The following is a 21,582-nucleotide window of genomic DNA, read 5'->3' on the forward strand; positions in this document are numbered from 1 at the left end:
AACAATGAACCCCCACATCTTTCGGGTGGTTGTCCGCAGCCAGGTCAGCACCGGCCGGCTGCTGGCATTTGCGGGCCTGAGCGGTGTGGCCATCTTGTTGGCCTTCGTGGCCCGAGCGGCCGACGATCCTGTGGAGGTCGCCACCCGCAGCATGGGCACATTCGGGACCAATATTTTCGCTCCCTTCATCGCCTTGGCCTTGGGCTCGGCCGCTCTGGGAAATCTGGTGGAAGACCGCACCCTGGTGTACGTGTGGCTGCGCCCCGTTCCCCGCCATTCCATCGCCACCGCAGCCTTCGCCGCAGTGATAAGCGTGGTGGGTCCCCTGGTGGTGGCGGTGATGACCGTGGCTGCGGCCATCACCGGCGTTGAAGACCTGCTGGTGGCCACCGCAGTGGCCACCGCCCTGGCAGTCTTCGCCTATTCGGGGATTTTCTTGGCCTTGGGGCTGCGGTTCAAGCGATCCCTGCTGATCGGCTTGGGCTACATCGCCATCTGGGAGCTGTTGATGTCGCGATTGGGCGACTGGTTTGCCCGCCTGTCGGTGCGCAGCTACCCCATGAGCATCCTCTCCGATGCCACCGACGTGAGCATGCGGCTGGCCGACCGCTCCACGCTGGCGTCGTACATCGTCCCGCTGGCCGTGGGCCTCGCCGGCTTGCTCTACACCTCGTGGCGGCTCACCCGCACCGAGATCGACTGACCCGCCGCTAGGGGTCATCGGTCAGGCAGGGGCGTAAGATTCCCCCATGCTTGACATGATGGTTGCCCCCACCGCCCAGCACATCGGAGAAGACGACCTCCCGTGGGCCTACGGCGAAGACGGCATCGGCCTCAAGGTGCTTCAAATCAAAGAGAGTGAGGGGTTGTGGGTTATCAAGAATCAGTTCCCGCCGGGCTACTCGGTGCAGACCCACAAGCACACCGGCCAGGTGTTCGCCTACACCAGCGCCGGGGCCTGGGGATACAAGGAGAGCGATTTCCTGAACCGAGCCGGGTCGTTCCTCTATGAACCGGCCGGCTCCGTCCACACCCTCTATACCCCCGATGACAACACCGAGACCACCGATGTGTTCTTCGCCATCTGGGGCGCCAACCTGAACATGGACGCCGACGGCAACATCGAGAGCATCACCGACGGCCAAACCGTGTTGATGGGCTACTACTTCATGCTCGAAGCCCAGGGCACTCCCCGGCCAAACAACATCCTGCTGGACTAGCCGCTTCTTGGCGCTCAGCCGCCGGCGGAGTCCAATAGCGACTCCAGTTCTTCAATGAGGCCGTCGAGGCGGCGGCGGTCCTCGTCGAGGGAGTCCTGGGTGGTCCGCAACTCCGAGATGAGCTCGCTCAGGGCTTGCCGGGTGTCCTCGTCGATGGGCGTATCGTCGGGGACAGACGGCACGGCAGTGGGTTCAGGAGCGGGTTCAGCGTCGTCAGGTTCCGGCGTCGCCGGCTGGGATGGGAACACCGACAGCCCGTCGGGATCAGACAGGGCGGCCAAGGCCTCGTCCAAGGTCGGGCGGATAACCAGCACGAAATCGTCGTCGTTGCCGACCCCGGCGATCACTTGCTTAACCTGGGGCAGCTCGGTCTCCCCGGTGGCCTGGACGTAGACGGGGCGCACGAACAGCAGCGAGTCGCCCACCGGGATCATCAGCAGATTCCCCTGGAGCACGGTGGATCCCTGCTGGTTCAGCTGGGTGAAGGCGTCGGCAATCTGGGTGTCGGCTTGGATCTTGGCGTCCACAATGCTGGGGCCGGGAATGCTGGTGCCCGGCACGGTGTAGACGACGAGCTGTCCGTACTCGCCCAAGCTCCCATCCTCAGCGACGTCGCTCTTGGCGGCCATGAACGCAGTCAACTCCTTGCGCTCGTCCTCGTCGTCTCCCGACCCGGAAACGGGGACGAACGTTCGGAAGATCACGAAGTCCAAGTCGTCCTCTCCCGGGAGCTGGAGGAGCTGGTAGAAGGGCCGGATTCTCCGCTCGAGCTGACGGGTGGCCGCCGCGGTGGCCGTCTCTTCAGCGGCGATCGCCTCGGTCAACTCATCGACGAACGTTCGGGCGGTAATGCGGGTGCCCGGATCCTGGGCCACAGCCCAGGTCACCGAGTTGGCGTAGAAGGTCTCGGGATCATCGATGAAGTAGCGAGCCCACATAGAGGTTTGCACCCGGAACAGATCCTCGGGATAGCGCAGGTGGTTCTTGAGATCGAGGGGCATCTCCTCGAAGTCCTCGAACAAGCCGGGGAAGATCTTCCGCCACGCCTGGATGATGGGATCGTCGGGATCGATCACATAGAACGTGGTGGTGCCGTCGAAGGCGTCCACCACCACCTTGACCGAATTGCGGACGTAGTTGAACCTCTTGCGCAGCCCGCTTTCCAGCGGCAGGTCGCCGACGTCGGGACGCTGGCCGTAGGGATACCGGTCGCTGGTGGTGTAGGCATCGACAATGTAGAACACCCGCCCGTCGGAGACCACCGGATAGGGATCGGCGTCCAGTTCTAGGAACGGGGCCAAGTTCTGCACCCGAAGGCGCAGATCGCGATTGAAGATGATGCGGGAATCTCCGTCCACGAATCCGGATATCAGCGGGTTGATGTCACCGAAGCGCAAGGCGAATGCCGACTGGCGGAAGAAGCTGCCGATCCCCACTCCCGCTTCCCCGTCGTACTCAAACGGAACCGTCTCGTTGGCCTCGGTGTAGTCCACCTCGGGTATCGAGGCCCCCACAATGGCGTATCCGGTCAGGTTCTCCCCGATATAGAGCTGGGGCCGGTCCATCTGGAATTCGTCGCTGGCCACCACCGGCACGTCTCCCACCACGAAATCGGGCGATCCCTGGGTAGTCACCGAATTGACCGGCGCCACGGCCACGCCATAACCGTGGGTGTACTGGACATGGCGACCCTCCCACGACTGCTGGGGAACGTCGGCCACATTGAGCTGTCGGGCACCGATGACCACCTCGGTGATTTCGTCGTCGATCACGTAGCGGTCGACGTCCACCTCGCTGCCGAAGGTGTAGAACGTGCGCTCCGACTGCTCTACCTGGAAGGCGTTGGGCACGATGTCGGGGTCGAGCAATCGGATGTTGCGCACACTCTCGTTGCCGGACAACTCCTCCACGGTGATCTGGGTGTCAGGGGAGAACGGACGGGTGATCACGTTGTCAAGGCCCAGTGCATCGCGGGTGGCCTCGATGTTGCGCTCGATGTAGACCGCCTCTTTCTTGGACTCCTCCGGCTCGGCCCGGAACCTCTGGATGATGGCCGGGTAGATCGCGCCCATGACGATGGCCACAACTATCCACAGGCCCACTGCGGTCACCGGCAACACCCAGCCTCGCTGCCAGATGTTGATCACCAGCAAAACCGCCGACAGCACCGAGATCAGAAGCAGCAGGTTGAGCGCTGGCAGCTGCGCGTTGACATCGGTAAACGACGCCCCGTCCACCGGTCCCCGAGATGAGAAGTTGAGGCCGTACCGGTCGTAGTAATAGCCCACGGCCCGAACCAGGGCGATCAGGGCCAACAGAACCGACAGGTGGACCTTCACTTGGGGGGTGACTCGCTGACCAGTGGTCTGGACCCTGATGCCGCCGTTCACGTAGTGGGCGATCGCGGTGATGACCGCCACGATGATGAGCGCCCGGAACACCCAGCTGATCAGGAACTGTATGAACGGCAGCTGGAAGACATAGAAGCCGATGTCTTCGTTGAACTGCGGGTCTTCGATGCCGAAGTCCACGCTGTTGAAGAACAACATGGCCTTCTGCCACTCCCCGCCGGTGCCGCCGCCCACAATCAGGGCGAACAAGATGGCGATCACCACGCTCACCAAGCGACGGCGATGGCCAACCGCATCGTGATAGTGGCGGAGCAGGTCCTCCTCCGGTCCCGGTGGACGGGTGGAGGGCGCCAGGCGGTCGGCTATCGCCAAGTTGGAGTACATCAGCAAGAAGAACAGGACGATGAAGATGACCGACAGGATGATCTTGTAGACCAAGATCTCGGTCCAGACGTCTCCGTGGCCTAGGGAGTCGAACCACAGGTAGTCGGTCCACATGCGGGCCGTTCCCCGCAAAGACAGAATGGCGGCCAGCAGCACCACCAAGATGAGCCCGGCGATGATCTTGGATCGGCGCGAGAACCGCGGGCGAGATGGCGGACCCGGTCGGGGCACACTTCTGGGAACGCGCATACCCGAAGGAGACTACTCGTCGACGACGGGGGTTTTCGCAGCGCCCGGCGCGGTTTCACGATCGTCCTGCGATACACCGCTCTGGGATCGCAGGCGAGCGAAGATGGCATCCACGTCGCTGCTGTCGCCGACATTGGTCAGTACAGGATGTTCGGCCGCGGCTTCCACCGGGTCGCGCTCGGCAGGCGGCAGGAGCGTCACGCTCTCATGGACCTCTTCGATGTCGCCGTCTGGTGCGGTGGCGTCCGGCACCATCCCCACAACCTGGGCATCGTCCAACTCCGACAGCAGGGCCAAGTCGGTGGGCTCGGTTTCGTCCTCCACTCGGCGGGCGGCCGCATCAGCCACCACCTTGGCCTCGGCCAGCGACAGCTTGGCCGCCTCCATCGACTGCTCGATGGAGTGCCGAGCTTCGCCAAGGGTGGCCATCAGCTTGTCGCGTCCGGCTCGGAGCCGCTCCACCTGGGCCCGGGCCGTTTGGCGGCGGCGAGCCATGTCCCGCAATACCGTCAACCGGAGCGTTTTGGCCTGTTCCACGATCTCCCGGCCCTGGACTCGGCCATGCTCAACCTCGGCCTCAGCCTGCTCTCGGGCCTCTTGGAGCAGTCTGGCCACCGCTTGGGCCTGCTCACCGGCCTGCTCCAACAACTCCAACAGCTCTCCGGCATCCGAGAGATCCTGACGTGACCGCAGATCCTCGACCGATTTGTCCAGCTTCTCGGCCAGCCGGACAGCCCGGGCCGCCATCTCGTTGGCCTCGGTCTGGGTGAGGCGACGGGAAGCCTCCATACCGCCGTCGAGCAGCTTGACTCCCTGCCTGCTGAACTCAGGCTCAGGCTCGGGTTGCGCGTCGAATTGGGCGACTTGTTCCCGCAAATCCCGGATCTGCTGCTGGCCCGACTTGATCTGATTGCTCAGCGACACCAAATACGCTTGCACTTGCTTCTGGTCAAACCCCTTGCGGGCCACCGCGAACGTCTGGCTGGACACCTCTTCGGGATTTACCCGCTCAAAGGGAGTGTCTCCGCCAAGACGTTCGGCCATGCTCGAATGGTAGTCCTGTCATGCCTCGGCCAATGCGTCCAAGGCCTCTTGCAGTGACGCCACCCCTACCACTTGCATGTCATCGCCGATGTGATCGAGGGCATCGCTCAGATTCGAAGTAGGAACCAGCAGAAGATCGACTCCGGCGCGGTCCGCCGCAATGGCCTTCTGGTCGACTTCCCCGATGGCCCCCACTGAGCCGTCGAACGAGATCGTGCCGGTGGCCGCCACGCTGAGCCCGCCGGTCAGCTCGCCAGGGGTCAACAGGTCGATGATCCCGATGGTGAGGGCCAGCCCGGCGGACGGCCCCCCGATTTTGCCGCTGTCGATGGCGACCTCCACCGGCAGCTCTCCGACATCGATTCGCTCACGGGCGCTAACCCCGATCAACGCCCGATTGGCATCTTCGGGGGAGGCGATCAGCTCCAGCGTCACCGACTCCACCGAACCGCTGTCGGCCCTCTCCACGTCCAAGACCACCGTCTGCCCGGCGCTCCGAGAGGCCAGCACCTCCGCCAAATCCGCCAACTCGCCTACCGTGACGCCGTCGATCCCCACGATCACATCGCCGCGCTCCAGCACTCTTGCGGCAGGAGCGTCGGCCATGGCCTCAGCCACGATGACCCCCGAGGCAAGACGGGGGATCTCATAGCCCAAGTGCTCCAGCGCCACCACGACGGCGGTGTGCTGGGAGGTCTCCATCCGCAGCTCGTTGAGCCGGCGCAGCTCGCTGCGGGTGCCGTCGCCGGTGAAGGTGCGCTCGGGCTCGATGTCCACCCCCGACTCGAACTCGGCGCCGATGCGCTCCCAAATGGTCAACCGCTGGCTGACCAGCACGGTCACCAGGGCGATCTCGCTATCCGGGGGATAGACCTCAGCCCCCGAAACGGTGACCCGGGAGGGCACCTGCTCCACTGACCCGGGGCGGACCGCTACCTGATCGGTGCGCCAGAAGGTGAACACCACCGAGGTGATCGCCATCACCGCCACCAGCACCCCCACGGGAACCAGCCAGGCCATGTTGCGCCGCCACCATGACGGCACCCGGTCTTCGGTGGATGGAACTATCCTGGGTGGCTCTGTGGCCGATTCGTCGCGCATTCGTGTTTCCCTCTTCGACGATACTTGGGCAGCGCTGAAAGGTCGGTGGCAGCGCCGGTGGGATAACTGGCGGGCGGCCAGGGCTGAGAGGGATGTCTTGGCCTCGTATCGGGCCGAGTATGGCGAAGAGGCTCAGTTTCGATGGTGGCAACGCTTGCGGGCCGGCGTCGGCCTCTTTTTTGTGATCGTCTTGCTGGGAGCAGGACTGACCATGTTGGTGGGGCTCTTCTTCGTCGGCCTCACGGTTGCCCTGGAAACACTGGTGTGAGCAGGATTCCCGAAGACAATCAGGACGCCCCCAAGATTCGACGCCGCGACGTGGTGATCGCCGGACACGCCAAAGACGAGGCAACGGCGAGGGCAGCCCTAGGTGCCGATGATCCCCAGGTGCGGGCATCGGCACTCGGGGCTCTCGATCGGATGGGCGCTCTGGCCGATGAAGCCCTGCGTCTCGCACTTCGCGATCCGTCGCCGACAGTGAGAGTGCGGGCTGCCGTGTTGAGCGTGGGCCGCACCGCAGTGTCGCCTGCCCCGCTCTTGGACGACCCGAACGACGATGTCGCGGAGACCGCCGCATGGGCCTGTGGAGAGCGAGGCTTTGAAGAACTCGGCACTGTGACTCGGTTGGGGGAATTGGCCGCCGGTCATTCGAACCCCCTGGTTCGGGAAGCGGCCGTCGCCGCCTTGGGAGCGATCGGCCACCCTGCTGGGCTAAAGGCCATTCTGGGGGCAACCACCGACCGAGTGGCGGTGCGCCGGCGGGCGGTGCTGGCTTTGGCCCCGTTCGACGGCCCCGAGGTGGAGGCCGCTCTCCGGCGGGCGGCCAATGACAGAGACTGGCAGACCAGAGACGCGGCCGAGCTGCTCACAAACCCCGACTAGATCGGGACTACTCCATGAACCCAAATCACTCCATGAACATTGCCTGGACGTCCTCAAACGACTCCAGGCAGCGGCCCGCCCCGATCACCACTGCCTCCAGCGGTGTGTCGACCAAGCTGACCGGCACATCGGCAGCCTGAGACAGACGCTCGCTCAACCCCCGCAGCAGCGACCCGCCCCCGACCAGGTGAATGCCGCGGGAGATCACATCCTGCGACAGCTCTGGAGGCGCCTCCACCAGACACGACACCACCGAGTCCACGATGGACAAGACCTGTTCGCCAATGGCGGCCCGCACTTCGAACGGAGACAGCACGATGGTCTCTGGAAGACCGTTCATGAGATTGCGACCTCGAACCTCAGCGCTGCACTCACCAGCCACATAGGCCGCCGAGCCGATGGTGATTTTGACCTCCTCGGCGGTGCGCTCGCCGATGGCAATGCCGAACTCGTGCCGAACATACGACTGGATGGCAGCATCGATGTCGAACGATCCCACCCGGATGGCCTTGAGCGCGATCACCCCTCCCAAAGATATGAGCGCGGTCTCGCTGGTCCCTCCGCCTATGTCAACCACCATGTTGCCGACCGGCTCGTGAATCGGCAGGGAAGCGCCGATGGCCGCGGCGAGCGGCTGCTCGATGAGCCGGGTCTCGGCCGCTCCCGCTCGCCGAGCTGCTTCCACCACCGCCCGGCGCTCGACGGCGGTAATCGCCGATGGCACACAGATGACCACCTTGGGACGGCTGAATCGATTGACCCCGGCCCGCAGGAGCAGCAAGCGGATCATGCGCTGAGTGACCTCGAAATCGGTGATCGCCCCTTTGCGCAGTGGGCGGACAGCCACAATGTGCGCCGGAGTACGGCCGATCATCTGCCACGCTTCACGCCCCATGGCCAACACTTCGTTGGTCTTGCGGTTCAGGGCGATAACCGAGGGCTCGTTCAGGATGATCCCCTGGCCGCGGGCGTAAACCAGCGTGTTGGCCGTGCCAAGGTCGATTGCCAGATCTCGAGCCATGAGATCAGCTGGCCGACTCGCCCGAGGAAGAAACCGTCACGGCTTCAGAGATGTGCTGGGACTCCAAGCCCCAGCTCTCGCCCCCCTCCCAAATCTCCCGCTTCCAAATGGGAACGGTCGCCTTCAGCCCGTCGATGCAGAACCGGGCCGCGGCGAAGGCCTCCTCACGATGGGGAGCAGAGACCGCCGCCACCACCGCCGACTCGCCGATCTCTAACCGGCCGACCCGGTGCAGCAACGCCACCCGGCCGATGTCGGGCCAGCGGGCTCGAGCCTCGTCGACCAGCGCCTCCAGTCGGGGGGCCACCTGCTGCTCGTAGGCCTCGTACTCCAAAACGGTCACCCCGGGTCGTCCCTCTGAGTGGTCGCGGGCGGTGCCGCTGAACAAAACGGTGCCGCCGCAATCCGGTCGGCCAACCCATGAGAGCACTTGGTCGAGCGGCAGCGGCGACTCGCTGAGCCCTACCCACACGTCGGCGGCTTCTGGCGGTTTCACGGATTGAGTGTAAACGCTGCGCTCTGGTGGGATTCCAGCCCGTTGACGCGGCTACCGGCGAAATAGCCGTCGAGCGATGGCCGAGACCCCCCATACCAGCGCCAATCCCCCCACAACTGCTCCGCCCAGGGCGATCTGTTGACGGCGCCGAGAATCCAACATCCCCCACGAGTGACCCTTGCGCCCGGAGACAAAGGCCAGCTCGCTGGTGAATTGTGGGGACCAACCCGCAGCGCGAAGCCGGTCGCTGGCCACAACCCAGGGAAACCGGGCATACCGGAGAACACCCGGGCTGATGGGCATGAGGCCGTACTTCCACCACCACGCGCTCAGCCGACCGAGCAGTTGCTCTGGTATGCGGACCCGGGAGGTCAGACCCTCAAGGTCGAGAGTGGTGCCGCTGTTCATCCAGCCTTCCGGAGCAACGTTGTACACCCCGGTTAGGTCACCCACCACCGACAGTTCCACCGCAGCCGCCAAATCATCCAGGTGGAGGAATTGAACCGGAACCTCGCTCTCTCCGGTGAGGCTGGCCGCCGAGCGCAGTGATCGGGCCACCCACCCCACGTGCTCTTCGGCCAGGCTGGCCGTGGGTCGCAGGGTGATGATGTCCACCTCGGGGTGGTCCTCGCCCCATTGAGCGGCGAACCGCTCCTGCTCAGCCTTTTTGACCGCAAAGCCAAATTCAGGAATCGGTCGCAGCGGGGAGGCCTCGGTGAGAGGAACAGGATTGTCTGGCCATGCGCCGTACACCATGGCGGTTGACATCAGCACGATTCGACCGACCCCGGCCGAGCCCGCGGCCTCGAAGAGCCGGCGGGTGGCCTTGCCATCACTGGTACCCGCGGAGGCCTCGTCGGGCCATGGCTCCAGCGCTGACGCCAAATGGACCAGCACATCGACCTCGGCCAGCAGCGCGCCGAGGTCTAGCTCACCGAGATCGCCGCGGACATAGCCCATCCCGTCGATTCCGGGATCGGGGCGCAGATCGAAGCCGATGACCGAGCCGACCCGGCCATGTTCCACCAATCGCCGGCATACCCGACGGCCCAGCGGTCCGCATGCGCCAGCCACCGCGACGGTTAGCGGACTCACGGCAGTAGCATAAATCAGCGTGGATGGCCCTGACTCACCCGACGAATTCAATCCCTTCAAGGGTCTGCCGATCTTCGGGGATCTGGGCAAGCTCTTCTCCCAACAGGCGTCTTCCACCTGGGAGACCGCCCGCCAGTTCGCGGTGGCCTTGGCCACCGACTCGCTGTCTGAGCCCAATGTCGACCCTGCTGACCGCATCGCCCTGGGTGAACTGGCTCGAGTGGCCGAACTTCATGTGGCCAATGTCACCGGATTGTCGATTACCCGCGCCGGACAAACTGCGTCGATTGTGCCCGTGACCAGAGCGCAATGGGCCACCGCCACCCTTGACGCCTACCGGGATCTCTTGGAGCCCATTGGGAGTGTGTCGAGCCGAACTGAGGATGAGGAGACGCCCACCGATCCCGCTCAGGCCATGTTCGGCCAGATCATGAAGATGATCGGCCCGGTCATGATGAGCATGACCGCCGGCAGCATGGTGGGAAATCTCGCCCGCCGGAGCCTCGGCCAGTACGACCTGCCCATACCCCGTGACGGCTCAGAGCTCATGGTGGTGCCAGCCAACATCGACGCGTTGGCTGATGAGTGGAGCTTGGATCCATCTGACCTGCGGCTTTGGGTATGCCTGAGCGAGCTGACCCATCATGCGGTGCTCTCCATACCCCATGTGCGCCAGCGAATCGACGAACTGCTGGCCGATTACGTGAGGGGATTCGAGGCCGATCCCGACGCGCTGGAAAGCCGGCTGAGCGACCTCGATCTTGCCAACGCTGATTCACTGAGCGGCCTCCAGTCGGTGCTGGGCGACCCCGAGGTGATCTTGGGGGCTGTCCAATCACCGGCCCAGCGGGTATTGCTCCCGCAGATCACGGCGTTGGTAACGGTAATCGCCGGCTACGTCGACTGGACCATGGACAGCATCGGACGCGGGCTCATCGGCTCGTACCAGCGCCTCAGCGAAGCCCTGCGGAGGCGGCGGGTCACCGCCGAGGCGGCCGATCGCTTCATCGAGCGGATGTTCGGCCTCGAACTCTCCCAGGACCAGTACGACCGAGGAGCGGCCTTTGCCAGCGGGGTGGTGGAGCGGGCGGGGGCCGAAGGCCTGGCCCGGCTCTGGCGCTCGGCCCGAGAACTGCCTACGCCTGCTGAGGTTGATGCCCCTGGTCTGTGGCTGGCCCGGATCGACCTTCCTGAGTAGGAGCTCGCCGCAGCCAGAAGAGCACCGCCGCAGCCGCAGCCGCCAGAGCGATCAAAATGAAGCCGACTCGGGCGGGAATGGGGATGACCACTGGTATGAGGGCGCCCACCACCCAGAAGACCTGGAATCGGGTCTCAAAGGCGGCAAACGCGCGGCCGTGATTGGCGCCCTCGGAGTCGCGCTGCACGATGGAGTCAAACGAGAGCTTGCCGGCGCTGGCGGTGATCCCCACCCCCAGGGCCAGCAAGAGGGTTGAGCCGAAGCCCCCTCCCCACGCGGCCAGCAGCCCGACAAGGAACAGCCCAGCCAGCGCGGTGGCGATGATTACCTCTTCTCGAATCCGGTCCCGCAGTTTGGGGGCCAGAAGCGAGCCGGTGAAAAAGCCGACGACCAAAGCGGCGGCCACAAATCCCAGCTTCCAAGCCGGACTGGCGTCGGAAGCCACATCGCCTTGCAATGCGTGGCGAATGCCGGCACCGAACGCGGTCCCCACCCCGGAGAGATCCACGTCGTCGGCACCTCCCCGGAGGGCAAAGGCGGCCAGAAACGTCATGAACCCCACGATGCCCCGCAGCGTGCCGGTGGCCGACGCCGCCTTGCGGATACCCACACCGCGAAGCTTGCTCCACTCCTGATCGTCCACCGGCTCAGGCACGGCTTGGGCCTTGGGCAGCGTGAGCGACGCCAAGGCGGCCATGATGAACACCACCATGGCTAGGCCCACCGTCCACGGAGCGCCGCCCAACAGGTTGGCCAGCAGCGCCGGGCCTGCGCCGATCAGTCCGCAGACGCTGCCCACCAACGCCAAGCGGGCGTTGCCTCCCACAAACTGCTTCTCGTTGACCAATATGAGCGGCACCATGGAGGCCTTGGTCACGCCGTAGCTCTTCTGAAGGATCAGCATGGCAAAGGAGAGGGGAAACAGCAGCAGCGAGTCCATGTTGGAGATCATCAGGAAAGCGAAGAAGGCCCGCCCCACGTTGACCGCAATGATCATGTTCCGCCGCCCGCCCCGAATCCGGTCGATGGCCGGGCCGATCAGCGGCCCGACCACCGCAAACGGGGCCATCGTCAACAGCAGGTAGAGGGTGACCCGAACCCGGGCTGCGCTGGGATCGATGGAGAAGAAGAGCGACCCCGCCAACGCGACCGCGATCATTGCGTCGCCCGCGGCGCCGAGGGCATGAACCCGGACCAGCCGCAAGAACGAGGTATTGATCACTTATTGAACATTATGGCGGGGATTTTGACGGCGCGGACTCCGCCGGGACGCCGGTGGCGTACTTGTAGCCCAGGCCGCGGAGGGTCACGATGCGGCAGGGATTGGAGGGGTCGTCCTCGATTTTGGATCGAAGCCTTTTGACGTGGACATCGAGCGTTTTGGTGTCGCCCACATAGTCGCTGCCCCATACCTGGTCGATCAGCGCGTCGCGGGTCAATACCCGTCCCGCGTTGGTCAACAGCAGCTCCAATAGATCGAACTCCTTGAGCGGGAGCTCGATCTGCTCACCCCGCACGAACACCTCATGGCGCTCAGGATCGACGGCCACGTCGCCCACCTCGATGACGTCTCCCCGGAATGCCTCGCTCTCGGCCGTCCACCGGGATCGCCGCAAAAGCGAGCGCATCCGTGAGATCAACTCCCGCAAGCGGTACGGCTTGGTCACGTAGTCGTCCGCCCCCACTTCCAAGCCGACCACTGCGTCGATCTCCTCGCCTTTGGCGGTGACCATGATGATGGGCACCTGGGAGCGAGCCCTGATCTGACGGCAGACATCAATCCCGGAGACCAGGGGCAGCATCACGTCGAGCAACACGATGTCGGGGGAGTACGCATTGAAGAAATCGAGGGCTTCCTTGCCGTCACGGGCCACGTTCACGGTGAAGCCCTCGCGGGCCAACCCCACCGTCAGCGCCTCGACGAACGACTCCTCATCTTCAACGATGAGAACCCGCGCCGACCCGCTCATGGTTGCGCCCCGTTGGGTTGCAGGAGGTCGGCCATCGGAACCGCCAGTGTGAACGATGAGCCCTCCCCTTCGGTGGACTCCACTCGGACTTCTCCCCCGTGGTTATTGGCCACATGGCGCACGATGGCCAAACCCAACCCCACACCGCCTCCAGTCCGTTCTCGGGATCGGTCCACTTGGTAGAACCGCTCGAATATCCGCTCCTGGTGGCGCGGGGGAATCCCATAACCCTGATCGCGCACCTCCACCTCAACCCAATCGCCCTCCAACCGAGTCGTGACCCTGACCGGTCGATCAGCCTCGGAATACTTGACCGCATTGTCCAACAAGTTGAATACCGCGGAGGTGAGCTGCCGACGGTCGGCCCGGACCACCAGATCCAGAGCGGGGAGAGCGGTTTCGATGGGAACCTCTTTCTCCTCTGCGGTGGGTTTGGCCCGGGAGAGGGCATCGCTGATCACATGCTGGATCGCAACCGGGGCCCGCTCTGATGCCTCATTGCTCTCGATCCGGCTGAGTTCCAGCAGATCGTCCATGATGTCGGACAGCCGAATGGCCTCGGCCTGCACCCTCGCCGCCAACCGGGAGGCCACCTCAGGATCGGTCTCCCCCGCCAGGGTCTCGGCCAACAGGCTGAGCGCGCCCATCGGGGTTCGCAGTTCGTGGCTGATGTTCGCCACGAAGTCTCGTCGCATCGTATCCAGCCGCTGCGGCTCGGTGATGTCGTCGATGAGAGCCACCGAGCCGTAGTCTCGACCGTCGAGTCGCAGGGGCAGGGCGCTGACAAACAAAGTCTGGCGGGGTGGGCCGAACAACTCGACTTCCCGCTCCACGACTCTCCCCTGGGCCGCCTCAGTCATGAGCTCGGCCACCGCAGCCTCTACCAACGCCTCACCATGACGGGCTTCGGCGTAGGGCAAGGCGAAGGGATTGCGATACAGCACATTGCCGGCTGGATCGGCGATGACCACCCCTTGGGAAATGGTGTCCAGCGACAGACGCAATCGGGTTTCGTTTTCCGACAGCTCGCCTTGCTGGCGGCGGAGCAATTCATCGTCGCGGCGGCGATTGTCCTCGGCAACCACAAAGTGCCGATGTTCGCGCCATGCCACCGCTCCCACCAGAATGAGGCCCGCCACTGCGGCCACCACAACCAGCGTCACGATCACCCGGTCACCCCCCTAGCGGAGACCAGGCTCATCGACATCACTCCTCGTCGATCTCGTCGCGGCTGCCTTGCTCTCGAACCTGCACTCGGGCCGACCCGGTATATTCGGGAAGCCATCCCGTGACCATATACACCACCCGTTCGCCGATGTTCACCGCATGGTCGCCGATGCGCTCGTAATAGCGGCTGATCAAGCAAAGCTGGACTGCGGCCTGGAGGTCGATGGAGCCGTCGTTGTGGGCTTGGAACACGGCCTGAACACAGTCGCGGTTAAGGGCGTCGAGCTGGTCGTCGATGTCGTCTAGGGCGGCGGCAAGTCCTGCATTTCCGTCCACGTAGGCGTCAATGGCCAAGCGCATCAGCCGGCAAGCTTCCTCGCTCATCCTCACCAGCAGGCCCCGGAGGGTGGCGTCGTAGCGGGTGCCGTAGATGCGCCGAGTGGCCTTGGCGATGTTGACGGCCAAATCCCCCGACCGCTCCAATTCGGCGTTCAACCGGAGGGCGGTGCTGAGCGCCCGCAGGTCACTGGCCATGGGAGACTGGAGAGCTAGCACTTGATGGCATCGCTCCTCAAGGTGTACCGACAAGTAGTCGAGGTCGTCGTCGGCGGTGATGAGCTCCTGGGCCAGCTTCAAATCGGATTCCAGCAGAGCCTCGGTGGCCCGGGGGATGGACTCCGATACCAGCGCAGCCATGCGAACGATACCTGCCTGGATCTCATCCAGCTCCTCATGGAACGACTTGCGGAGCTCCTCCATCGCGGCCTCCTCGGATCAGCCGAATCGGCCGGTGACGTAGTTCTCGGTGCGCTCGTCGGAGGGGTTCGAGAAGATGGTCTCGGTCCGGTCGTATTCCACCAGCAGACCACTCCGCTGGTCAGTGACCGAGTCGAGCTGGGCGGTGAAGAACGCGGTGCGGTTGCTGATGCGGGCGGCCTGTTGCATGTTGTGGGTGACGATCACGATGGTGTAGTCGTCTTTGATCTCCTGCATCAGATCTTCGATGCGGGTAGTGGCGATGGGATCGAGAGCCGAGCACGGCTCGTCCATCAACAGCACATCGGGATCGACGGCAATCGCCCGGGCGATGCACAGCCGCTGCTGCTGTCCGCCCGAGAGCCCCAGCGCGGAGTCTTTCATTCGGTCGTGTACCTCGTCCCACAGGGCGGCCCGGCGCAGCGACCGCTCCACGATGTCGTCCAAGTCGCCTTTCTTCTTGGCCATCCCCGTCACCCGGGGACCGAAGGCGACGTTGTCGTATATCGACTTGGGGAACGGGTTTGGCTTCTGGAAAACCATGCCGATGCGGCGGCGAACCTCCACCGGGTCGACCCTGGGGTCGTAAAGGGGCACGTTGCGGAAATTCAACCGGCCCTCGACCCTGGCGGTGGGAATGAGGTCGTTCATCCGGTTGAAGCAGCGCAGCACTGTGGTCTTGCCACAGCCCGAGGGACCGATCATGGCGGTGATCTCGTGTTCGTACACCGTGAAAGTGGCCCCTTGAACAGCCCGAAAATCGCCGTAGTACACGTTCAGGTCTTCTACCTCGAACACCGGATCACCGGTCGCGTCAGGTGCAGCCGCTTGCCCGGCACGATCAATGTCCAAACTGAGATGTGGAGTGGCTTCGGGCTCAACCATTTCGGTGGCCATACTCCCAGAGATTGCTTCCAAGAATCACCCTCTCTTCTTCTCGAAGTGGTTGCGTAGCAAGATGGCCGCCGCATTCATCAGGATAACGAACACCAGCAGCACCACAATGGCCGCCGCCGCGGCCTCGGCAAAGCCCGGATCACGGCCCGAATTCTGCACCCATTCGACGATGATCACTGGCATAGCCATAAAGGACTCAGCGTTGATGGCGCTGAGGTCGAAGAAGCCCGGATTGCCACCCAGCCGGCCGGAGACCGCCCCTACCAGAAGCAGCGGAGCGGCTTCGCCGATGCCGCGGGACATCGATAGCAGCGTTCCGGTGAAGATGCCGGGAGCGGCGTAGGGCAGCACCTGGCTGCGAATCATGGTCCACTTGGTGGCCCCCACGCCATAGGCCCCCTCCTTCAACCCTTGGGGCACGGCTCGAATCGCCTCTTGGGCGGTGATGATCACGATGGGCAGCACCAGGATGGCCAGCGTGATGCCCGCGGCGGCAATGGACTTGCCGCCGGTGAGGTCGCCCAGGCTCTTCACGAACAAGAACAGCCCGAGCAGGCCGTACACAATCGAGGGAACCCCAGCCAGGTTGCGGATGTTCAGTTCGATGAACCGGGTGAACCGATTCCTGGGCGCGTATTCCTCCAGCCAGATGGCCGCGCCGATACCGATGGGGAAGGCCAGCACGGCGACGAAGACGGCGATCCAGAACGTGCCTACCAGAGCCTGCTGAACGCCGAGCTTGGGATCGTCGGATAGAGAGCGCATGGTGCCAGACAAGAAGCCCCCCGGTCGTCCGGTGAGCAATCCCCAGGCGTCGATCAGCACGTCCACGATCAGCACGCCGATGATGAACAGCGAAATCAGCAGGGTCGTCAGCAAGCTGATCTGGAATATTCGGCCCCGTACGTCAGCGGCCCGACGTTCCATGGCGTGCACCATCACCTTGCTGGTGCGATCGCCGATCAGCCTTGCCTTGGCCATCAGTACTGCTCTCTCACCCGGTGGACGAAGCGGTCGGCCACCAAGTTCAAGGCAAAGGTCATCACAAACAGCACCAGCCCCACGAAGAACAGGCTCTGGAAGGTGAGGCCCTCACCCACCACGCTGTCGGTGCCCCGGGCCAAAGAGGTCATCCCCGCCGTCATGGTGAGGCTGCCGTCCAGCGGGTCATGGGTGTAGACGGCGGTTTGGGCCGCGCCCCCGGCCATGAACACCACCATGGTCTCGCCCAAAGCCCGTGAGACGGCCACAATGAACGCCGCCATCAATCCTGAGACGGCGGCAGGCAGCACCACCCGGACCGTGGTGGCGATCTTGCGGGCCCCCAACCCCGAGGAGGCTTCCCGCAACGACATGGGCACCGCTTTCATGGCGTCCTCGGAGATCGACGCCACTAGTGGTATCACCAGCACCCCCACACCGATACCGGCAGCCAACAGCGAGCCGGCCGCCGGTCCCCCGAAGAGGGTCTTGACCACGTTGGGGGCGATCCACTCCAGAGCGAAGAAACCGAGCACCACACTGGGAATGCCGGCCAGGATCTCCAAGATCGGCTTCAGCGTTCGGCGGACCCCTGGAGGGGCGTATTCCGACAGGTAGATGGCGGCGCCCAGGCCCAGCGGACCAGCCACAATCATGGCGATGCCGGTGACGATAAGGCTGGCCACGATCAGCGTCTTGACGTCGTAGATACCCCTTCGGGGGAACCAGCCGATGTCCCACACCGCGCCCCAGTCCACCTCGACCATGAACGTCCAGGCTTCGGAGAAGAGCGACCAGATGATCAGGCCGGAGATCAGCACCGACACCAGCGCGGTGACTCCGAGGGAGTCGCGGATGAGCCGCTCCTTGCGGGCCTGCCGGGGGTTCGCCGTTAAGGATTCAACGGAGAATCCCTCGGCAGGATCGACCCGGGTGTCGCTCACGACCACACGCTACTGGTCACCGGCACGGCCACTTGGCTTCTCCGGTTTAGCGTCCAGACCAATTGGCCCGAGTGGCGCTTTTGGCTTCGTCGGTGAGGTTCACGTAGCCCACTTCGCTCACCGCGGTGCCCAGGCCGTCGTCGCTCATGTAGTAGTCCACGTAGGCGCTCACTGCCGGGCTGGCCGCCGCGCTGGCCTTGTTCACATAGATGTACAGCGCGCGCGACACCGGGTATTCGCCCGAGGCAATGGTGTCGGCATTGGCGCTCTTGCAACCATCGCCGCCATCGACTTGGAGCAGCTTCACACCCGAAGCGTGGGCGGCGAAGGCGAACCCGACCCAGCCGAAGCTGGTGTCGCCCGACTGGATGCCCTGAATGATCACGTTGTCATCGGCATTGGCGTTGTAATCGGGACGGGTGGTGGCGTCTTGGCCCCGCTCGTCGGCGATGTCCTCCAGCACGATCTCGACGAAGCTGTCGAATGTGCCCGACTCCTCGCCCGGACCGTAGATGTCCAAGGAGGCATCGGGCAGGTTGGACGTTTCCAGCCCGCTCAGCGAACCGGCGTCAGACCATGACCCGAAGCCGGTGGACTCGGGGCCGACCATGCCGTAGATGTCGTTGAAGCTCACGCAATCAACGGGATTGTTCTCACCGGTCATCACCGCGATGCCGTCGATGCCCACCCGCAACTCGACATATTCGATTCCAGCCTCGGCGCAGTCAGCGGCCTCGGACTCCTTGATCGGACGGGACGCGTCGGAGATGTCGGTCTCGCCCTCACAGAACAGCTTGAACCCGTCGCCAGTGCCCGGGCCGTCCACCGTCACCCGCACATCGGGCTGCACGTCCTCGAAGAGCTCGGCCACCCGCACTGAAATCGGCTCCACCGTGGACGAACCCGAGATCGTCACCCGGCCGGAAACGGAACTGCCGCTTCCTTGGCTCCCGCCATCCGCATTGCCCCCATCGCCAGGCTGGCTCGCTGGTTCACCACCATCGTCGCCGTTGCCACCGCCACAAGCCGCGACGACCAGTGCAAACGTCGTCAACAGCCCAATAATCAGCACAAACAGTCTCGCTTGCCTCACACTTCCTCCTTGGCTACCCGCCGAACACACCGATCAGCGCAAAGTGACAGCCGTAAAGCTAGGAGGGGCGGGTTTCTGCCCAACCGCGACTGTCTGAACAGAAGGTGAACAGGGACGAAAGGTTTAGCGAGGCGAGAATCAGGCTGGCGTTCAGGCCAACACGCTGTCGCCCATCAGGGCCAAGAAGGCGCTCACGATCTTGAGGTCGCGCTCATTGGTGAAGTAGTTCAACGACTCCAGCAGCGGCACCCAGGCGATGGCGTCTACCTCGGTACCCGGGGTGAAACTGCCGGAGATGGCGTCCATCTCCCAATAGTGGACCTGACGGGTCCGGCCCCGCCGATCGGTGTACTCCACCATGTCGAGTTCTCTGCCCAACTCGCAGACGTAGCCCGTTTCTTCATGCACCTCGCGTAGCGCGCACTCGGCCAGCGTCTCCCCCGGGTCGAGTTTGCCGGCGGGCAGCGACCAGTCGAGATGCTTGGGCCGGTGGACCATCAGAACTTCCAACTCGCCGTCGTGGTGCCGGGTGATGAGCCCGCCCCCGCCGAGTATGACCGCCACCGTTCCGAACTGCACGAGAGTAAACGGTAGAGCTTGAATGCGCTGAAAACGCGGATACCCGCGTGATCTGCACGGACCGGGAATCTAGGAAATCGCGGCCGTGGCCAGTTGCTCGAACGCGGTGTGGGCCTCGAAATCCGTGTTCTTGGCGACCCGCTGCCAGGTGGCGTCGGGGAGCAAATCCCAGGCCAGAGTGTCGTCTTTGAGGTTGATCTCCAGAACCTGGTCGAGCCGTCGGCGCAGGTCTGGGTTGACCACCGCCACCAGGGCCTCGATCCGGCGGTTGAGGTTGCGGGGCATGAGATCGGCCGAGCCGATGTAGTACGCCGGGGCGCCGATGTCCTCGCCATTGCCGAAGTAGTAGATGCGGCTGTGCTCCAGGTAGCGCCCGATGAGGGAGCGGACCCGGATGGTGTCGGACATGCCCGGCACTCCGGGGCGCAGACAGCAGATGGCCCGCACAATCAGATCGATGTCTACCCCGGCCTGGGAGGCCTCGTAAAGCGCCTCCACCATGTCGGCGTCGGCCAGGCTGTTCATCTTCATGATGATCCTGCCCTCGGGGCCGCGGGCCGCCTCGTTGCGGATCAACTCAGTCACTGTGGGCCGGAGACCCTGGGGCGCGGGCACCAAGCGGCGGAACTCGATATTTCGGCCGTAGCCGGTGAGGGAGTTGAACAGCTGGGTCAGATCGACCCCGATTTCGGGATCGGCGGTGAACAGACCCAGGTCGGTGTACACCCGGGCGGTGATGGAGTTGTAGTTGCCGGTGCCGATATGGCAATAGCGGCGCACCCCGTCGGCCTCTTCCCGCACCACCAGGCAGGTCTTGGCATGAACCTTGAGGCCCACTAGCCCATAGGCCACGTGAACACCGGCCTGCTCCAAGCGGCGGGCCCACTCGATATTGGCCTCCTCGTCGAAGCGGGCCTTCAACTCGACCACCACCGCCACCTGCTTGCCGCTCTCCGCGGCCCGGATGAGCGATCGCACGATCGGACTATCCCCCGAAGTTCGATACAGCGTGAGCTTGATGGCCAAGACCTTGGGATCGTTGGCCGCCTGCCAAATGAACTCCTGCACGGTGGCGGTGAAGGAGTCATAGGGATGGTGGACCAGGATGTCCCCCTCGCGGATGCGGGCGAACAGGTCTATTGGCTGATCGCCGGTCGTTTTCGAAGGAAGGGGATTGACCGGCTTCCACGCCGGGTTCTTGAGGTCGGGACGGTCGACGACAAAGAGATCCCACAGGCTGGACAACTCCAGCAGCGTGTCCACCTCGTAAACGTCGTCACGCTCGATGTCGAGTTCGTCGATCAGCAGGTTGCGGATCTCAGACGACACCAAGTGCTCAACCTCCAAACGGACCACGCTGCGGAATCGGCGGCGGCGCAGCTCCACCTCAACCGCGGCCAGCAGGTCTTGCGCCTCGCCCTCGTCCACGGCCAAATCCGCGTTGCGGGTAACCCGGAAGGCCACCGTCTCGGTGATCTCCATCCCGGGGAACAGCGTGGGGAGGTGGGCGGCCACTACTTGTTCGATGGGCACAAACCGATGCTCGTCGGGAAGTCGAAGAAAGCGCCCAAAGGTGGCCGGCACCTTGAGGCGAGCAAAGCGCTGGTGGCCGTCGGCCGGGTCGATCATCAGCACGCCCAAGCTCAGCGACAGATTGGAGATGTAGGGGAACGGATGGCCGAGGTCTACTGCCAGAGGGGTCAGCACCGGATATATGCGGTCGTCGAACTCGCCCGACAAGAACTTGCGATCCTCATCGTCGAGGTCGTCCCAGTTCAGAATCTCGATGTCGGCGTCGGCTAGCTCGACGGTCAAGCCGCTCAAGCAGCGGGCGGCTCGGTCCATCTGGGCATCCACCTCGATGCGGATCTCATGGAGCTGCTGGGCTGCGGTTCGGCCGTCGGGGGTGGTGCCGGCGAACTGGCCGGCCAGTTGGTCTTTGAGGCCAGCCACCCGAACCTGAAAGAACTCATCCAGGTTGGAACTCCAGATGGCGCAGAACTTGACCCGCTCCAACAGGGGCACCGACGGGTCTTCGGCTTGGGCCAGCACCCGGCTGTTGAAATCCAGCCACGACAGCTCGCGATTGATGAATCGCCCAGATTCAGCCTCTGTGTCGATTCCTATGTCGATGGATTCCAATGCCATATCGTG

21 protein-coding genes are annotated in these 21,582 nt (G+C 64.0%); 5 read left to right on the top strand and 16 right to left on the bottom strand.

Features of this window, described 5'->3' with window-relative positions; genetic code table 11:
• The first annotated feature begins 4 nt into the window (after positions 1-4).
• Both ACOGJC_RS08640 and ACOGJC_RS08645 read left to right on the top strand, forming a co-directional pair.
• Positions 5-703, top strand: coding sequence for a hypothetical protein (locus ACOGJC_RS08640; RefSeq protein ID WP_419848098.1), 699 nt, complete (start codon positions 5-7; stop codon positions 701-703).
• 46 nt (positions 704-749) lie between these two features.
• A complete protein-coding gene (locus ACOGJC_RS08645; protein ID WP_419848099.1) occupies positions 750-1,220 on the top strand; it encodes a 2,4'-dihydroxyacetophenone dioxygenase family protein in 471 nt (156 codons plus the stop codon).
• Between the two features lie 14 nt (positions 1,221-1,234).
• On the opposite strand, the gene ACOGJC_RS08650 is transcribed toward ACOGJC_RS08645, so the two are convergent.
• From ACOGJC_RS08650 to ACOGJC_RS08660, 3 genes are read right to left on the bottom strand one after another with little or no spacing between them, the layout of a single operon-like run.
• Positions 1,235-4,204, bottom strand: coding sequence for a UPF0182 family protein (locus ACOGJC_RS08650; RefSeq protein WP_419848100.1), 2,970 nt, complete (start codon positions 4,202-4,204; stop codon positions 1,235-1,237).
• Between the two features lie 12 nt (positions 4,205-4,216).
• Complete coding sequence (locus ACOGJC_RS08655) at positions 4,217-5,248, bottom strand: hypothetical protein (protein ID WP_419848101.1); 1,032 nt, start codon at positions 5,246-5,248, stop codon at positions 4,217-4,219.
• 18 nt (positions 5,249-5,266) lie between these two features.
• Positions 5,267-6,349 carry a PDZ domain-containing protein gene (locus ACOGJC_RS08660; RefSeq protein WP_419848102.1) on the bottom strand — a complete coding sequence of 361 codons (1,083 nt, stop codon included), beginning with the start codon at positions 6,347-6,349 and terminating at the stop codon, positions 5,267-5,269.
• 97 nt (positions 6,350-6,446) lie between these two features.
• Here ACOGJC_RS08660 and ACOGJC_RS08665 point away from each other — a divergent pair, with 97 nt between their 5' ends.
• Both ACOGJC_RS08665 and ACOGJC_RS08670 read left to right on the top strand, forming a co-directional pair.
• Positions 6,447-6,617, top strand: coding sequence for a hypothetical protein (locus ACOGJC_RS08665; protein ID WP_419848103.1), 171 nt, complete (start codon positions 6,447-6,449; stop codon positions 6,615-6,617).
• Positions 6,614-7,231, top strand: coding sequence for a HEAT repeat domain-containing protein (locus ACOGJC_RS08670; protein ID WP_419848104.1), 618 nt, complete (start codon positions 6,614-6,616; stop codon positions 7,229-7,231). Before ACOGJC_RS08665 ends, ACOGJC_RS08670 begins: the two co-directional genes overlap by 4 nt.
• A 25-nt stretch (positions 7,232-7,256) precedes the next feature.
• Here the strand turns inward: ACOGJC_RS08670 and ACOGJC_RS08675 are convergent, their stop codons facing one another.
• Genes ACOGJC_RS08675 through ACOGJC_RS08685 form a run of 3 tightly spaced genes read right to left on the bottom strand, consistent with a single transcriptional unit; the run spans position 7,257 to position 9,843 of the window.
• Positions 7,257-8,252: a rod shape-determining protein gene (locus ACOGJC_RS08675; protein WP_419848105.1), complete on the bottom strand. Its 996-nt coding sequence runs from the start codon at positions 8,250-8,252 to the stop codon at positions 7,257-7,259.
• A gap of 4 nt (positions 8,253-8,256) precedes the next feature.
• Entirely contained in the window at positions 8,257-8,748 is a 492-nt protein-coding gene (locus ACOGJC_RS08680; protein WP_419848106.1) for a molybdenum cofactor biosynthesis protein MoaE, read from the bottom strand.
• A gap of 51 nt (positions 8,749-8,799) precedes the next feature.
• Positions 8,800-9,843 carry an NAD-dependent epimerase/dehydratase family protein gene (locus ACOGJC_RS08685; protein ID WP_419848107.1) on the bottom strand — a complete coding sequence of 348 codons (1,044 nt, stop codon included), beginning with the start codon at positions 9,841-9,843 and terminating at the stop codon, positions 8,800-8,802.
• 19 nt (positions 9,844-9,862) lie between these two features.
• On the opposite strand from ACOGJC_RS08685, the gene ACOGJC_RS08690 reads away from it, so the two are divergent.
• Positions 9,863-11,041: a zinc-dependent metalloprotease gene (locus ACOGJC_RS08690; protein ID WP_419848108.1), complete on the top strand. Its 1,179-nt coding sequence runs from the start codon at positions 9,863-9,865 to the stop codon at positions 11,039-11,041.
• Here the strand turns inward: ACOGJC_RS08690 and ACOGJC_RS08695 are convergent.
• From ACOGJC_RS08695 to ppk1, 10 genes are all read right to left on the bottom strand, one after another.
• Positions 10,980-12,263: a hypothetical protein gene (locus tag ACOGJC_RS08695; RefSeq protein WP_419848109.1), complete on the bottom strand. Its 1,284-nt coding sequence runs from the start codon at positions 12,261-12,263 to the stop codon at positions 10,980-10,982. The two genes, ACOGJC_RS08690 and ACOGJC_RS08695, sit on opposite strands and share 62 nt — an antisense overlap.
• Positions 12,264-12,273: 10 nt before the next feature.
• Positions 12,274-13,011 (bottom strand): response regulator, encoded by a 738-nt coding sequence (locus ACOGJC_RS08700; RefSeq protein ID WP_419848110.1) that lies wholly within the window; start codon positions 13,009-13,011, stop codon positions 12,274-12,276.
• A complete protein-coding gene (locus ACOGJC_RS08705) occupies positions 13,008-14,180 on the bottom strand; it encodes a sensor histidine kinase (protein WP_419848111.1) in 1,173 nt (390 codons plus the stop codon). Before ACOGJC_RS08705 ends, ACOGJC_RS08700 begins: the two co-directional genes overlap by 4 nt.
• Before the next feature lie 37 nt (positions 14,181-14,217).
• Positions 14,218-14,937 (bottom strand): phosphate signaling complex protein PhoU, encoded by a 720-nt coding sequence (phoU, locus tag ACOGJC_RS08710; RefSeq protein WP_419848112.1) that lies wholly within the window; start codon positions 14,935-14,937, stop codon positions 14,218-14,220.
• Between the two features lie 15 nt (positions 14,938-14,952).
• A complete protein-coding gene (gene pstB, locus ACOGJC_RS08715; protein WP_419848113.1) occupies positions 14,953-15,819 on the bottom strand; it encodes a phosphate ABC transporter ATP-binding protein PstB in 867 nt (288 codons plus the stop codon).
• A 36-nt stretch (positions 15,820-15,855) separates the two neighbouring features.
• The gene (gene pstA / locus ACOGJC_RS08720) at positions 15,856-16,812 is read right to left on the bottom strand and encodes a phosphate ABC transporter permease PstA (RefSeq protein WP_419848114.1); all 957 of its coding nucleotides are present in this window, start codon (positions 16,810-16,812) and stop codon (positions 15,856-15,858) included.
• Positions 16,812-17,756: a phosphate ABC transporter permease subunit PstC gene (gene pstC, locus ACOGJC_RS08725; protein ID WP_419848115.1), complete on the bottom strand. Its 945-nt coding sequence runs from the start codon at positions 17,754-17,756 to the stop codon at positions 16,812-16,814. Before pstC ends, pstA begins: the two co-directional genes overlap by 1 nt.
• Before the next feature lie 46 nt (positions 17,757-17,802).
• On the bottom strand, positions 17,803-18,849 hold the full coding sequence (locus ACOGJC_RS08730) for a substrate-binding domain-containing protein (protein ID WP_419848116.1): 1,047 nt from the start codon (positions 18,847-18,849) through the stop codon (positions 17,803-17,805).
• A 150-nt stretch (positions 18,850-18,999) separates the two neighbouring features.
• Positions 19,000-19,428 (bottom strand): NUDIX hydrolase, encoded by a 429-nt coding sequence (locus ACOGJC_RS08735; protein WP_419848117.1) that lies wholly within the window; start codon positions 19,426-19,428, stop codon positions 19,000-19,002.
• Between the two features lie 69 nt (positions 19,429-19,497).
• Positions 19,498-21,576 (bottom strand): polyphosphate kinase 1, encoded by a 2,079-nt coding sequence (gene ppk1 / locus ACOGJC_RS08740; RefSeq protein WP_419848118.1) that lies wholly within the window; start codon positions 21,574-21,576, stop codon positions 19,498-19,500.
• Positions 21,577-21,582 lie beyond the last annotated feature (6 nt).

Source organism: Candidatus Poriferisocius sp., assembly GCF_965204015.1.
In the GTDB taxonomy this organism is placed as follows: Bacteria; Actinomycetota; Acidimicrobiia; order Acidimicrobiales; family Bin134; genus Poriferisocius.